Origin of the sequence: Streptomyces sp. NPDC051636 (assembly GCF_044453765.1) — a bacterium.
Classification (GTDB): domain Bacteria; phylum Actinomycetota; class Actinomycetes; order Streptomycetales; family Streptomycetaceae; genus Streptomyces.
The window spans coordinates 72,711-86,095 of sequence record NZ_JBITDA010000031.1 but is presented as its reverse complement, the minus strand read 5'-3'; the positions used below and the strand labels follow the sequence as shown (position 1 = coordinate 86,095).

General features: G+C 71.3%; 12 protein-coding genes. 4 read left to right on the top strand and 8 right to left on the bottom strand.

From position 1 onward, the window contains the following. Nucleotides 1-91: 91 nt before the first annotated feature. From ACIBBH_RS36295 to ACIBBH_RS36285, 3 genes are all read right to left on the bottom strand, one after another. A complete protein-coding gene (locus ACIBBH_RS36295) occupies nt 92-625 on the bottom strand; it encodes a DoxX family membrane protein (protein ID WP_399412172.1) in 534 nt (177 codons plus the stop codon). A 131-nt stretch (nt 626-756) separates the two neighbouring features. Further along, nucleotides 757-1,221 carry a hypothetical protein gene (locus ACIBBH_RS36290; RefSeq protein ID WP_399412170.1) on the bottom strand — a complete coding sequence of 155 codons (465 nt, stop codon included), beginning with the start codon at nt 1,219-1,221 and terminating at the stop codon, nt 757-759. Nucleotides 1,222-1,236: 15 nt separating this feature from the next. Next, a complete protein-coding gene (locus ACIBBH_RS36285; RefSeq protein WP_399412168.1) occupies nt 1,237-2,514 on the bottom strand; it encodes a hypothetical protein in 1,278 nt (425 codons plus the stop codon). Nucleotides 2,515-2,710: 196 nt separating this feature from the next. Here ACIBBH_RS36285 and ACIBBH_RS36280 point away from each other — a divergent pair, with 196 nt between their 5' ends. Further along, a complete protein-coding gene (locus ACIBBH_RS36280; protein ID WP_399412166.1) occupies nt 2,711-3,595 on the top strand; it encodes a DUF4429 domain-containing protein in 885 nt (294 codons plus the stop codon). Nucleotides 3,596-3,609: 14 nt separating this feature from the next. Here the strand turns inward: ACIBBH_RS36280 and ACIBBH_RS36275 are convergent, their stop codons facing one another. Continuing rightward, nucleotides 3,610-4,404 (bottom strand): class II aldolase/adducin family protein, encoded by a 795-nt coding sequence (locus tag ACIBBH_RS36275; protein WP_399412164.1) that lies wholly within the window; start codon nt 4,402-4,404, stop codon nt 3,610-3,612. Nucleotides 4,405-4,544: 140 nt separating this feature from the next. Between ACIBBH_RS36275 and ACIBBH_RS36270 the strand changes: the two genes are divergently transcribed. After that, complete coding sequence (locus tag ACIBBH_RS36270) at nt 4,545-5,012, top strand: pyridoxamine 5'-phosphate oxidase family protein (protein WP_399412162.1); 468 nt, start codon at nt 4,545-4,547, stop codon at nt 5,010-5,012. A gap of 14 nt (nt 5,013-5,026) precedes the next feature. On the opposite strand, the gene guaA is transcribed toward ACIBBH_RS36270, so the two are convergent. Continuing rightward, a complete protein-coding gene (gene guaA / locus ACIBBH_RS36265) occupies nt 5,027-6,604 on the bottom strand; it encodes a glutamine-hydrolyzing GMP synthase (protein WP_399412160.1) in 1,578 nt (525 codons plus the stop codon). A gap of 404 nt (nt 6,605-7,008) precedes the next feature. On the opposite strand from guaA, the gene ACIBBH_RS36260 reads away from it, so the two are divergent. Both ACIBBH_RS36260 and ACIBBH_RS36255 read left to right on the top strand, forming a co-directional pair. Further along, nucleotides 7,009-7,293, top strand: a complete 285-nt coding sequence (locus ACIBBH_RS36260; protein ID WP_399412158.1) for a chorismate mutase — start codon at nt 7,009-7,011, stop codon at nt 7,291-7,293. 599 nt (nt 7,294-7,892) lie between these two features. Further along, nucleotides 7,893-8,870, top strand: coding sequence for an LPXTG cell wall anchor domain-containing protein (locus ACIBBH_RS36255; protein ID WP_399412156.1), 978 nt, complete (start codon nt 7,893-7,895; stop codon nt 8,868-8,870). A 93-nt stretch (nt 8,871-8,963) separates the two neighbouring features. Here ACIBBH_RS36255 and ACIBBH_RS36250 read toward each other — a convergent pair whose 3' ends face one another. From ACIBBH_RS36250 to ACIBBH_RS36240, 3 genes are all read right to left on the bottom strand, one after another. Continuing rightward, nucleotides 8,964-10,793: a GMC family oxidoreductase N-terminal domain-containing protein gene (locus tag ACIBBH_RS36250; protein ID WP_399412154.1), complete on the bottom strand. Its 1,830-nt coding sequence runs from the start codon at nt 10,791-10,793 to the stop codon at nt 8,964-8,966. Nucleotides 10,794-10,822: 29 nt separating this feature from the next. Further along, the gene (locus tag ACIBBH_RS36245; protein WP_399412152.1) at nt 10,823-12,439 is read right to left on the bottom strand and encodes a succinic semialdehyde dehydrogenase; all 1,617 of its coding nucleotides are present in this window, start codon (nt 12,437-12,439) and stop codon (nt 10,823-10,825) included. Between the two features lie 104 nt (nt 12,440-12,543). Beyond that, nucleotides 12,544-13,347: a serine/threonine-protein kinase gene (locus tag ACIBBH_RS36240; protein WP_399412150.1), complete on the bottom strand. Its 804-nt coding sequence runs from the start codon at nt 13,345-13,347 to the stop codon at nt 12,544-12,546. Between the last annotated feature and the right edge of the window lie 38 nt (nt 13,348-13,385).

Sequence of the window (13,385 nt, the reverse complement as noted above, 5' to 3'; positions counted from 1 at the left end):
CCGGTCCGGGAGCAACGGCTCGATCCGCGCCCACTGCGCATCAGTCAACGGCACACCCGGACCAACGACCGACTGATCCAAACGAAACTGCCTAGCTGTAACTGCCCGCGCGCTGTCGTCGCCTGGACCGCAGGGCCGCGTCCAGCGAGAGGTACGGGGCGCCGGCGAGGACGAGGGGCAGCCAGGCCATCAGGTAGGCCAGGTCGTTGCCGTAGTAGTAGGGGTCGGAGGCCCAGCTCACCGTCAGCCACAGGCTGAGCGAGACCAGTGCGCCGCCGAGTGCGGCGAGGCGGGTGAGCAGGCCGAGCAGCGTGCCGATACCGACGGCCAGCTCGGCCAGGGCGATGCCGTAGCCGAAGCCGACGGGGTTCTTCAGGGCCAGGTCGACCAGGGCGGGGATGGCCGAGGAGTCCCGGACCGAGCGCATGGTGTCGCCGATCGAGCCGGAGCCGCCGGATTTCATGAAGGCGCTGTCGGTGAGTTTGTCCAGGCCGGCGTAGATGAAGGTGACGCCGAGGAAAAGGCGCAGGGGAAGGAGCGCGTAGTGGGTGGCGGTGTCCCGCCAGCCGCGGCCGCCGCCCTCGTGATAGGGGGTGTGCGTGTCCATGCGCATGCTGTGAGTCATCGCTCTAGCCGCCTCTCGCCCGCCGTGCCGAGACCCATCAACAGACGATACGTGCGACGAGTGGAGTCCGCTCAATCCTGTCGGACACGTTTTCCCGGTATCTGCGGAGGGCCGGATGGGTCGGAGATGCGTCAGATGTGCGCCCGTGTCTGCCGTACGGGGTGGCCGAGGACATCCGCGACGGCGGTCAGTTCCTCGTCCGTGAACCAGTCGCGCTCCGGGTTCCGGACCGCGATCTCGAAGCGGGCGAACCCGCACGGCCAGTCGTAGTCCAGTGTGTTCAGGGAGGTGGCGGTGGCGCAGCAGGGGACGGGGAAGGTGAGGGCGGAGAAGCCCTCCGGGTGGTCCTCGACCAGGTCCTCGTACCACGCGCGGTCGATCTCGGAGCCGCAGTGCGGGCAACCGATGCGCCGCAGGTTCTGGCCGCAGTCGACGACGGTGAGGGTGTCGTACCAGTCGACGTCGGTCTCCGCGTCGACACCGTCGGGGTGGCCGGGAGCCGGCTCAGTGACCAGCGCGGCGGCCCGCTCCCCCGCCGCCCGCTCGGGCTGCCAGTGCGGGTCGGTCGGGATCACGGACAGGACGTCGTCGCTCATGCGCCCGCACCCCCGTCACTCGGCCACCTCGACCAGGCACCGGTTCGTCGCCACCCCGGCCGCCGTGACCACCTGGACCTCCACCTGGCCGGGCTCGACCTCGACCGGCACCGGCACCGTCAGCACGGTGTCCGTGGGGTTGCTGAAGCCGCCGGTGACCGGGACCAGCGGGACGTGGACGTTGACCGCGCCGATGCGGACGACCATGCGGGAGAGGCGGTCGGCGGTCTGCGCGCCGGGCGGGACGAAGCCGGTGCCGCGGATCTCGATGTCGTCGCCGGTGCGGATCGGCCCGTCCAGGTCGCCCGCCTCACGCGCGCGGACCACGGAGTGGATCACCGGGCGCCCGCCTTCCGCGTACTTGCCGGCCAGGTAGGTGGCCGCCGACACCAGCACCACCACCGCCAGCCCCCAGGGCAGGTCCGGCAGCTGGTCGGGGCGGCGGGCGAGCCGTACGGCGGCGAACACCAGGGCGACGGCGCTGATGACGACGTACTGGATGTCGGCGAAGGTGCCCCGCCCGGCGTCGTCGGTGAGCAGGTCGGCGGCTCTCGGCCGGTGCGCGGGCACCTTCTGCAGCCGCTGCCCCGCGATCCGCGTCCCGACCACCCGTCGTACCAGCACCGCGATCCCGCACACCACGGCGAGCACGGTCACCACGCCCGCCCCGCGCGCGAGGCCGAGACCGGAGATCAGCGCGTCGCGTTCGGCGTGTCCGGATGCGGCGGCCAGCCGGCCCGCCAGGAGCAGCACCGCGTACGCCACGAACAGCACCCAGCCCGCCGCCACGGTACGGGAGGCGGACATCCGGTTGTCCTCACCGATGACCGGGGCCAGCACTCCGCCGCGCGCCCGGTGGAACCACGAGGCGGCGGTCAGCGTCCCGGCCGTCACCAGCGCGGCGAGCAGTCCGGCGGTGCGCGCGCTCGTCCAGCCCGCGCCGATCGCGGTCAGCGACTGGGTCAGCAACAGCAGCACGACGGCCGCCCACACCGTCCACACGGTCCGCAGCCACAGGCGGGCCAGCCAGGCCTCGCCGTCCGCCCGGCCGCGCTCGGCGACCACCTCGGCCGACTGCGTCAGCTCCTCCGAAACCCACTGCCGGGAAGCCGAGGCGGAGTGCGCCACCGCCGCCGGCAGGCCCTGCCCGGCCGCGAACTCGTCCCGTTTGAGCAGGAATTCCGCGACCGCCCGCCGGTGTCCCGCACGCGCCCCGTGCGGACAGTCCCCGCAGGCGCAGCCGCCCGCGTGGACGCCCGTGTCCGCGCCCTGTCTCGCCTCCTGCACCGCCACGTCCGACGCCCGCCTTCCCCACGACCCCCTGCACGGCCGGCACCGCCCTCAGGCCCTGTCGTCCCGGCCGTCGCCCTGGTACTCCCCTGCGACGACAGCGAATTGTGCCCTACGCCACGGCTTCCGCGTCCGGCAGGTGTGGTCACCGCGGGTGAAGCCGGTCCCGCGGTGTTGACCCTGCTGCGAGAATTCCGGTATGGCCGAGATCATCCAGCGCGACGGGACCTGGGCCTTCGACGGCAGCACGGTCCGGATCACGCCGGGACTCCACCGCTCCGTACCGCTGTTCCGGCAGACGTACGGGGAGATCACGGTGCCCCTGGAGGCCGTCTCGGGTGTCGTCTACGAGCCCGAGCGCAAACGCGGCCGGCTGCGGATGCGGCTGCGCGAGGGCGCCGACCCGCTGCTGCAGGCGACGGGCGGGCGGCTGCCGGACGCGGCCGACCCCTACCGGCTGACCGTGGACGTGGACCGCTCGGGGGTGGCCGAGTACGTCGCCGAGGAGATCCGGCACGCCCTGCTGCTGGACCAGATCCCCCAGGAGCCCACCAAGGCCTATCTGCTGCCGGGGCCGCCGGTGCCGGTCTCGGTGCGGTCCTCCGACGGCACGGTCTCCTTCGACGGCAGCCAGGTCCGCATCGACTGGGCCGACACCTCCGACCGGGTCAAGCGGGCCACCGGGCCGCGGATCATCGACGTCGGCGACCTGGTGCAGGTCGAGTGGCTGCCGAACTCCGGGTACGAGGACGGCTTCCTGCGGTTCGTCACCCGCGAGACGGTGTTCTCCAAGCTGCCGCCCGAGAAGGACCCCTACGCCCTCGACCTGTGGGGCAGTGTCCGCCGCGACCTGCTCACCGCGCTGGTCGCGGCCGCGGTGACCGCGCGGCTGCCACACCCGTCCACCCGCGGCGCCGAGCACGCCGACCGGTGGTCGCGCACGGGGGCGGCCGAACCGCCGCCGGCCGACCATCACGACGTACTCCTGCGCCGCCTGAGGGAGTTGGGCGAGCTGCACCGGGACGGGGTGCTCACGGACGAGGAGTTCGCGATGACGAAAGCGGCGGTGCTGCGGGGCTTCTGAAGCCTACGAGAGCCTTACGAGAGCAGATCGGGCTCGCTGCGGCTGATGTCCTGCCACAGCGGCTGGTAGTTGATCCAGGCGACCAGGTCACCGCCGAGCTGCTCGCGGGTGGCCACCGCGAGCTTGTGGTCGATGAGGTGCGGTCGGCCCGCCGCCTTCGCCATCAGCTGCACCTGGCAGGACCGCTCCATGGACAGGAACCACCAGGCCGCGGCGTCCACCGAGTCGCCGACCGTCAGCAGCCCGTGGTTGCGCAGCACGAGCGCCTTGCGGCTGCCGAGCGCGGTCGCTATCCGGCGGCCCTCGTCGGCGTCGACGGCGACGCCGGTGTACGAGTCGTACAGGGCGTGGTCCTCGTAGAAGGCGCAGCTCTCCTGGGTGATCGGGTCGAGCAGGTCGCCGAGCGTGGACAGGGCCCGGCCGTGCACCGAGTGGCAGTGGGCGACGGCGACGACGTCCGGGCGGGCGGCGTGCACCTGGGCGTGCACGGTGAACGCGGCCTGGTTGACGTGGTAGCGGCCCTGGATGACCTGCCCGTCCTGGTTGGCCAGGACCAGGTCACTGACGGTGACGTGCTTGAACGGCATCCCGAAGGGGTTCACCCAGAAGCAGTCGGTGAACTCCGGATCGCGCGCGGTGATGTGCCCCGACACCCCGTCCTCGAATCCGGACCGCCCGAAGACGCGGAGCGCGCCCGCGAGCCTTTCCCTGCGGTGCCGGCGTTCGTCCTCGACCGAGTCGTGCATCGGCGGCATCGCGAACCGCAGCTGGTCGCTGGGCAGCGGCAGAGGCGGGGTGGGCCCGTGCATAGGTCCTCCAGCACTGGGTTTGCTTTACGGGGCGGAAGTTACCGTCGGTCAGGGCAAAAGGGCAGAGGTGTTTTGTAAAGATGACGTAGGCAGCGAATACACGACAGAATCTGTCGGGTATCGCCGGGAAACTGGCCCGTGTGAACTGGTCGGACTTCCGCGCGACCGAACCCGGGTTCGCCGAGATCGTGGAGGAGCGCTTCGGAGCGTTCCGGCACCACGCCCTCGCCACACTCCGTAAGGACGGCTCCCCCCGTACCACCGGTCTCGAGGTGCGTTTCGTGCGCGGCGAGCTGTGGCTCGGCATGATGCCGAACTCGCTCAAGGCCCTCGACCTGCGACGGGATCCGAGATTCGCCCTGCAGACGAATCCGGGGCCGGACACCGGGACGGGCGGCGGGGACATCCGGATCACTGGGCGGGCCTTCGAGGTCGTCGATACGGCCGTGAAGGGGGCCTACGTGAAAGAGGTGGAACCGCCGCAGCCGTTCCACCTCTTCCGCACCGAGCTGACGGAGGTCGTACGGACCCGCGTGGAGGACGACGCACATCTGGTCGCCGAGGTCTGGAAGCCCGGAGAGCCGGTGCGGACTCTCCGGCGGACCTGAACCCTACGAGGGGCTCACTCCCACTCGATGGTGCCCGGGGGCTTGCTGGTCACGTCGAGCACGACGCGGTTGACGTCCCGGACCTCGTTCGTGATCCGGGTCGAGATACGCGCGAGGACGTCGTACGGCAGCCGGGACCAGTCCGCGGTCATGGCGTCCTCGGAGGACACCGGGCGCAGGACGATCGGGTGGCCGTAGGTGCGGCCGTCGCCCTGGACGCCGACGCTGCGGACGTCCGCGAGCAGGACCACCGGGCACTGCCAGATGTCCCGGTCGAGGCCGGCCGCCGTCAGCTCCTCGCGGGCGATGGCGTCGGCCTCGCGGAGCAGGTCGAGCCGCTCCTTCGTCACCTCGCCGACGATACGGATACCGAGGCCGGGGCCGGGGAACGGCTGGCGCTGGACGATCTCCTCCGGCAGGCCCAGCTCCTGGCCGACCATCCGGACCTCGTCCTTGAACAGCTTGCGGAGCGGCTCGATCAGCTTGAACTCGAGGTCCTCGGGGAGGCCGCCCACGTTGTGGTGGGACTTGATGTTGGCGGTGCCGGTGCCGCCGCCGGACTCCACCACGTCCGGGTAGAGGGTGCCCTGGACGAGGAACTCGACCGCGGGGCCCTCGTCCGCGATGATCTCGGCCTGGGCCTGCTCGAAGACACGGATGAACTCGCGGCCGATGATCTTCCGCTTCTCCTCCGGGTCCGAGACCCCCTGGAGCGCGGTGAGGAAGCGCTCCTCGGCGTCGACGACCTTCAGCTGGACGCCGGTGGCCGCGACGAAGTCCTTCTCGACCTGCTCGGTCTCGCCCTTGCGCATCAGACCGTGGTCGACGTACACGCAGGTCAGCTGGGAGCCGATGGCCTTCTGCACGAGCGCGGCGGCGACGGCGGAGTCCACGCCGCCGGACAGGCCGCAGATGGCGCGCTTGTCGCCGACCTGCTCGCGGATCGCGGCGACCTGCTCGTCGATGACGTTGCCGGTGGTCCAGTTCGGGCTCAGACCCGCGCCCCGGTACAGGAAGTGCTCCAGCACCTGCTGGCCGTGCGTGGAGTGCATGACCTCCGGGTGGTACTGGACGCCGTACAGCTTCTTGTCGTCGTTCTCGAACGCGGCGACCGGGACGACGTCCGTGGACGCGGTGACCGTGAAGCCCTCGGGGGCGGCGGAACAGGCGTCACCGTGCGACATCCAGACCGCCTGCTCGGCCGGGGTGCCCTCGAAGAGGGTGGAGGAGGCCTTCGATACGTGGAGCTCCGTACGGCCGTACTCGCGGGCGCCGGTGTTGTCGACCGTGCCGCCGAGGGCCTGCGCCATCAGCTGGAAGCCGTAGCACATGCCGAAGACGGGGACACCGGCCTCGAAGAGCTCGCGGTCGAGGCGGGGAGCGCCCTCCTCGTACACCGACGAGGGGCCTCCGGAGAGGATGATCGCCGCGGGGTTCTTGGCGAGCATCTCCTGAACCGGCATGGTGCTCGGCACGATCTCGCTGTAGACCCGCGCCTCGCGGACGCGACGGGCGATGAGCTGGGCGTACTGCGCGCCGAAGTCGACGACCAGGACGGTGTCGGGAGCGGCTGCGGGGTTCGCTGATGACACGGGGTGCCTTCCGGCGGTGGGGCGGGGTCTTGTACTTGCCGATTCTACCGGGGTGGCCGAGGGTGACCTCGCCGTCGTCCTGGGGGCTGCCGCCCCAAGACCCCCGCCGTCGGCCCGAACGGCCTCGTCCTCGTACGCCGAACGGCCTCGTCCTCGTACGCCGGACGGGTTCGGACATGCCGGCCGGCGCCGAAAAGTTCCGTGGCATACTGACCCCATGCTCACGCACTCGGCCTTCCTCTTTACCTATGGCAACCGGCCCACCGGCTGCCATGGTCGTGCTGCTTGAGCAACTGACAAGCGACTTCCCAGGCGCCCCGGGCCGACAAGGTCCGGGGCGCCTGGCGTTTTCCGGGTCATGTCGGGGCGGGGCAGCGCACCGCCCTCACCGAGGAGACCCCGACATGACCGTCACCACCGACACGACCGGCGCGAGGACCGACGAGGCCGCCGGGCTGATCACCGGCGCCCGGGAGCGGATCGACGCGCTCGACGACCGGATCATCGGTCTGATCCAGGAACGGATGGCCGTCTCGGCCGTCATCCAGGAGGCCCGGATCACCTCCGGCGGCCGGCGGGTGAACCTCTCCCGCGAGATGGAGATCCTCGGCCACTACAGGGAGGCGCTGGGCAAGCCCGGTACGGCCCTGGCCATGACGCTGCTCGAACTGTGCCGGGGCCGTATCTGAATTCGGCCCCGCTCTCACCCGTACGGCGCGTGACCGCCCGGCCCACCGCATCGTTGGTCCGGGTGTCCGTGCCAGCCAGGGGCGGGCCCGAAAGAACCACGCGTGGCTCGCTGGAGCGATGAGGCGTACGGATCGTGCCGTGCGCCGTGGCACCTCGCTCCAGGAAAGTGACCGGACGGCAGGGGACAGCAGACCGGTCACCCAAGAGAACGGCCGGCTCCGGGGACGCCCGGGGCCGGCCGGCGGAACAACCAAGGCATGCGGCGCACCTTCCCCCCGGCGCCGCTCCCAGGCACCGGCGCCGCCCTGACGCCGGTGCTGACGAACGAAGGGCCCTGCGGATCCGTCCCGCGGGGCCCTTCGGCATGCCGTCCCCTCAGGGAGCACACGGCTGTGACTCAGGCCACATAAAAATCCTGTGAGTTGCGGTGCAACCCTTCACGGGGCTCGTGAATCAAACCTGCTGACTCAGAAAAACCGGCAACACCAGCAACACCGGTAACACCAGCAGAACCAAGGACCACTCCCGCGCCCCACACGCCGGAGCCCGCCGCCAACCGTGCTGCCGCCCGCAGCACACCGGACTCTCCGAGGTCTTCATGAAGCTTCGCCGTGCCATGGCCGCAGCGGCCGCGACGGCTGCCATAGCCCCGCTCGCGCTGCTGTCCGCGCCCGCCGCGTTCGCGGAGGAGTCGACGACGCCGGCCCCCACCGAGACGGTGACGACGACCGGGACGCCGACCGACACGCCGACCCCGACTGCGCCGACCAGCACCGAGAGCGCCACGCCCACCGGCACCGCCAGCGCGACGGCGACGCCGACCGCCACCACGACGCCGACCGCCACGGCGACCCCGACCGCCACGGCCACGCCCACCGCGCCGGACGAGTCGGAGTCCCCTGAGCCCGAGCCGTCCGTGTGCGAGGACACCAAGGTCGACGTGAGCATCACCGGCCTGCCCGGCAAGATCGCGGCGGGCAGCGGCTGGCACAAGTTCTCGCTGAACGTGCTCAACAACTCCGACTCCACGCTCAAGGACCTCGACTTCTTCGCCGGAGCCTCCTCCGACAAGGACGGCGACGAGCTGTTCAAGAGCAAGCAGGTCCGGCTCCAGGCCTGGAACCCGGACGACGAGGTCTGGGAGGACCTCGACGAGGCGGGCTACGCGGTCGGCTACGTCGGCTACACCGACGAGCTCAAGCCCGACTACGAGGTCGACATCCCGCTCCGCATCAACGTGGCGTCGTCCGCCCCGGTCGGCGCCGGCTTCTCGCTCGGCGCGACCATCTACGGCGACGACGACGCCGAGTGCACCGGCTTCGGCGATGTCTCGTACAAGTTCCAGATCGTCTCCGCCGGTACCGACACGGACGGCACCAAGCCGCAGGAAGGCGGCAAGGCCCCGGTGACGGACGACAAGCCGTCCGGCAACACGCCGCAGGTCGACGGCAGCCTCGCCGAGACCGGCTCCAGCTCCGCGCTGCCGGTCATCGGTCTCGCCGGCGGTGTCGCCGTCGTCCTCGGCGCGGGTGCCGTGTACACGGTGCGCCGGCGCAAGGCCACGGCCGGCGCGTGAGAAAGACAGCCGGTAAAACCCGGTAAGAGAGAAGGACCTGCGCTCGGAGGGGGGTGCAGGTCCTTCTCTCTTTCCCGCGGGCCTTCCTGCGCGCTACATCTTCGGCGGCACCGCCGGCATCCCCGGGAACGGCAGCCGCAGGGCGCCGAAGGCGTCGGCCGGGACCGCCGGGTGCGCGGGCTCGACCGGCTTCAGCCGCTCGTACGGCTGCCCCTGGGCCGGACGCGGGTCCTCCTCGCCCTTGTTGGGCCAGTACGACATCGCCCGCTCGGCCTGCGCGGTGATGGTGAGCGAGGGGTTCACGCCCAGGTTCGCGGAGACCGCCGCGCCGTCGACGACCGAGATGCCGCAGTGGCCGTACAGCCGGTGGTACGGGTCGATCACGCCCGTCTCGCGGGAGTCGCCGATCGGGCAGCCGCCGAGGAAGTGGGCGGTGAGCGGGGTGCCCATCAGCTCGCCGACGTTGCTGCCCGCGAAGCCGTTGATCTCGGCGGCGAGCGCGGACGCGGCCTGCGAAGCGGCCTTGATCTGCTTGGGGTTGGGCGCGCCGTGGCCCTGGCGGGCGGTCAGCAGGCCCCGGCCGACGCCGTTCGGCTTCAGGTACGTCGTCAGGGAGTTGTCCAGCGACTGCATCACCAGGCCGATGATGGTCCGCTCCGACCAGCGGCGGTTGGAGAGGGAACGGGCCACCAGCAGCGGGTGCCGGGCCGCGTTCGCCAGCCAGGCCAGGACGCGGGAGGAGCCCTCCGCGTACGGCACCTGGAGGATGGACAGGCCGCCCATCGCGTTGGAGCCCTTGCCGTAGCGGACCGGCTCGATGTGCGTGTTCTCGTCCGGGTGGATGGACGACGTGATCGCCACGCCCCGCGTGAAGTCGGCCTTCGGCGTGCCGTGCGCCTTGCGGTAGCGCCGGTTGTCGGTCTGCGCGCCGACCAGGGCCTCGGAGTTGGTACGGGTCAGCTCGCCCAGCCGGTCGGAGACGCGGGGCAGCTGTCCGTTCGCCTTCATGCGGTGCAGCAGCGTCTGCGTGCCGTAGGTGCCGGCCGCGAGGACGACCCGGCGGGCCGTGAAGGTGCGGCCCCTGCCCTTCTTCTTCTCGTCCGTGGGCAGGGTCGCCACCGCGTAGCCGCCCCGCGAGTCGTCGGTGACGGACACGACGGTCGTCATGGGGTGCACGACCGCGCCCGCCTTCTCGGCGAGGTGGAGGTAGTTCTCGTTGAGGGTGTTCTTCGCGCCGTGCCGGCAGCCCGTCATGCACTCGCCGCACTCGGTGCAGGCCCTGCGGTCCGGGCCGACCCCGCCGAAGTAGGGGTCGGCGACCCGCTCTCCCGGCTTGGCCTTCGCCGTCCCGTCGGCGTCCTCGCCGTCCCCGAAGAACACCCCGACCGGCGCCATGTGGAAGGTGTCGCCGACGCCCATCCGCTGTGCCGCCGCCTTCAGGTGCACGTCGGAGGGGGTCATGGTGGGGTTGAGCCGTACGCCGAGCATGCGCCGCGCCTGGTCGTAGTACGGCTTCAGCTCCTCCTGCCAGTCGGTGATGTGCCGCCACTGGGGGTCGTCGAAGAACGCCTTCGGCGGTACGTAGAGGGTGTTGGCGTAGTTGAGCGAGCCGCCGCCTACGCCGGCGCCGGCCAGTACCATCACGTTGCCCAGCAGGTGGATGCGCTGGATGCCGTACATGCCGAGCCTGGGGGCCCAGAGGTAGTTCTTCAGGTCCCAGGAGTTCCTGGGGAGCGACTCGCGGGTGAAGCGGCGGCCGGCTTCCAGGACGCCGACGCGGTAGCCCTTCTCGGTCAGACGGAGGGCGGTCACCGACCCGCCGAACCCCGATCCGACCACGATGACGTCGTAGTCGTAACCGTCGTCGTGATCGTCGTCGTACCCGTCCTCGTCCCGGGTGTGGACGGACTTCTCCTGCGACACGTGCTCTCCTCGTTGAGAACGGGTGCTGTCTAGCGGAAGCGGAATGCCTTCATCAGCCGCAGGCTGCGGCTCATGAACCGGGCGTACTGCTCGTCGTCCATGCCCAGGGCGGGAGCCATCGGCAGCAGCCGCTGCTGCGCGATCGTCTGGGCCTCGGTGTACTTGAGGATGCCCTCGGAGCCGTGGCGGCGGCCGAGGCCGGAGTCCTTCATGCCGCCCATCGGGGACTGGACGCTGCCGTAGGCGGGTGCGTAGCCCTCGTTGATGTTGACGGTGCCGGTGCGCAGGCGGGCGGCGACCTCGCGGCCGCGGCGGCCGTCCTTCGTCCAGACCGAGGAGTTGAGGCCGTAGGGGGTGGAGTTGGCGAGTTCGACGGCCTCCTCCTCCGTCTTGAAGCGGTAGACGGAGACGACCGGGCCGAAGGTCTCCTCGGTGCACACCGACATCGGCCCGGTGACGCCGTCGAGGATCGTCGGCTCGTAGAAGTACGGGCCGATGTCCGGGCGGGCGACGCCACCGGTGATCACCTTGGCGCCCTTGGCGACGGCGTCCTCCACGTGCCGGGTGACGGCCGCCAGCTGCCGGTCGCCGACCAGCGAGCCCATGTCGGCGCCGTAGGCGAGGGACTTGCCCAGCCGCATGGCCTTCGTGCGGGCGGCGAAGCGCTCCAGGAAGGCGTCGGCGACCGCCTCGTGGACGTACAACCGCTCGATGGAGATGCACAGTTGGCCGGCGGAGGAGAAGCAGGCACGGACCGCGCCCGCCGCCGCCTTCTCGATGTCGGCGTCCTCGAGGACCAGCATGGCGTTCTTGCCGCCGAGTTCGAGGGAAACGCCGACCAGGCGGGCGGCGGCGGCCTGGGCGACCTCGCGGCCGGTGCGGGTGGAGCCGGTGAAGGAGACGTAGTCGGCGTGTCTGACGACCTCCGGTCCCACCACCGGCCCCTCGCCGAGGACGACCTGGAAGACGTCGGCGGGCAGGCCGGCCTCGATGAGCAGGTCGCGGGCCCACAGGGCGGTCAGGCAGGTCTCCGTGTCCGGCTTCATCACCACCGCGTTGCCCGCCACGAAGGCGGGGAGCGCGTCACCGACGGACAGTTCGAGGGGGTAGTTCCAGGGGGCGATCTGGCCCACGACACCGCGCGGGTGGCGCAGTTCGGTGACCTTCGTGAGGGTCGGTACGGCGCCGGTGTGCCGCTTCGGCCTCAGGTACGCGGGGGCTTTGCGACCGTAGTGCCGGGCCGCGACGGCGACGGCCTGGACCTCCTCGTGGGCGTGCAGGCGGGCCTTGCCGGTCTCCAGCTGGATCAGGTCGAGGACCTCGGCCTGGCGTTCGAGCACCAGGTCGTGGAAGCGGAGCAGCACGGCGGCGCGCTGCCGTACCGGGGTCTGGGCCCAGACGGCCTGCGCGGCGCGGGCGCGGTCGAAGGCGGCGGCCACGTCCTCGGGGGTGGACTCGGGCAGGTCGGCCAGCTTCTCGCCGGTGAACGGGGTGTGGCTCTCGGTCTTGCCGGACCCGGCGACGCCCCTGGTGAGCTGGGCGATCAGCTCCGGGGTGACCACGTCGGCGGCGGTACGGGCGCCCTCCGGGACGGGGGCGAGGGGGTTGGTACCGGTGGCCTGATTCGTGACCTGCGAGTCCGTCATGAGGCGCAGGGTATGCCGGAGCGGCGGCTTTGGGTACCCGTCGGTAACGGGGATTCACCGAGTACGCACACGTCGCCAGTGACCACTGGCAGCGAATGCGCTGATCAGGGCGTTGTGGGGGTGGCGGTCAGCACCGGCCGGGATTTTCCGGCATCCTCGGCTATCGCGCCGAGCACCGCCGTCACCTCCTCCGCTTCCGGCCGCTCGGCGGGTTCCGGCGCCAGGAGGCGGGCGAGCAGCGGGCCGAGGGCGGCCGAGTGCTCGTCGGGCTCGTCTTTCGTGGCGGCACGGAGGAGTGCACCGAGGGACCACAGGTCGGAGGCCGGGCCGGCGCCGGGCTCCGTCCTTCGCTCGGGGGCGACGAAGGGGGTGTCGGCGGGGGAATCGAGGCCGTGGACGTGTCCTGTGCCGAAGTCGGTGACGACGACGCGGTCGGTGCCGGACTCCAGGAGGACGTTGGCGGGCTTGACGTCGCGGTGGACGATGCCGACCGCGTGGGCCGCGCGCAGGGCGCCGAGGACGGCGAGGCCGATGCGGGCGGCCTCGGGGGCGGGGAGGGGCCCGCGTTCGAGGACCGCGTGGAGGGACTCCCCCAGGACGAACTCCATGACGATCCAGGGGAGTCCGCCCTCGAGGACGACGTCGTGGATGCGGACGGCGGCCGGGTGGTCGACGCGGGCGGCGGTGCGTGCCTCGCGGTGCAGCCGGTGGGCGGTCCGCCGGTGCTCCTCGTCCTCCGGGTCACCGGGCGGCAGGGGCCGCTTGACGGCGACGTACCGCCGCGTCGACTCGTCGAGTGCCCGCCACACGGTGCCCGTGCCCGTGGCGCCGGTGCCGATACGCTCGATCAGCCGGTAGCGCCCGCCGAGCAGGAGTGCGTCGGGCGCATGTTCGCCGTCTTCGCTCATGTCCCATGAGTACCGTGGGTAGCGCGTCCTTGTCGACG

Coding starts and splice junctions, on each gene's coding strand:
- ACIBBH_RS36240 (WP_399412150.1), bottom strand. CDS start 13,347: ATGAGCGAAGACGGCGAACATGCGCCCGACGCACTCCTGCTCGGCGGG.
- ACIBBH_RS36290 (WP_399412170.1), bottom strand. CDS start 1,221: ATGAGCGACGACGTCCTGTCCGTGATCCCGACCGACCCGCACTGGCAG.
- ACIBBH_RS36275 (WP_399412164.1), bottom strand. CDS start 4,404: ATGCACGGGCCCACCCCGCCTCTGCCGCTGCCCAGCGACCAGCTGCGG.
- ACIBBH_RS36245 (WP_399412152.1), bottom strand. CDS start 12,439: ATGACGGACTCGCAGGTCACGAATCAGGCCACCGGTACCAACCCCCTC.
- ACIBBH_RS36280 (WP_399412166.1), top strand. CDS start 2,711: ATGGCCGAGATCATCCAGCGCGACGGGACCTGGGCCTTCGACGGCAGC.
- ACIBBH_RS36260 (WP_399412158.1), top strand. CDS start 7,009: ATGACCGTCACCACCGACACGACCGGCGCGAGGACCGACGAGGCCGCC.
- ACIBBH_RS36255 (WP_399412156.1), top strand. CDS start 7,893: ATGAAGCTTCGCCGTGCCATGGCCGCAGCGGCCGCGACGGCTGCCATA.
- ACIBBH_RS36295 (WP_399412172.1), bottom strand. CDS start 625: ATGACTCACAGCATGCGCATGGACACGCACACCCCCTATCACGAGGGC.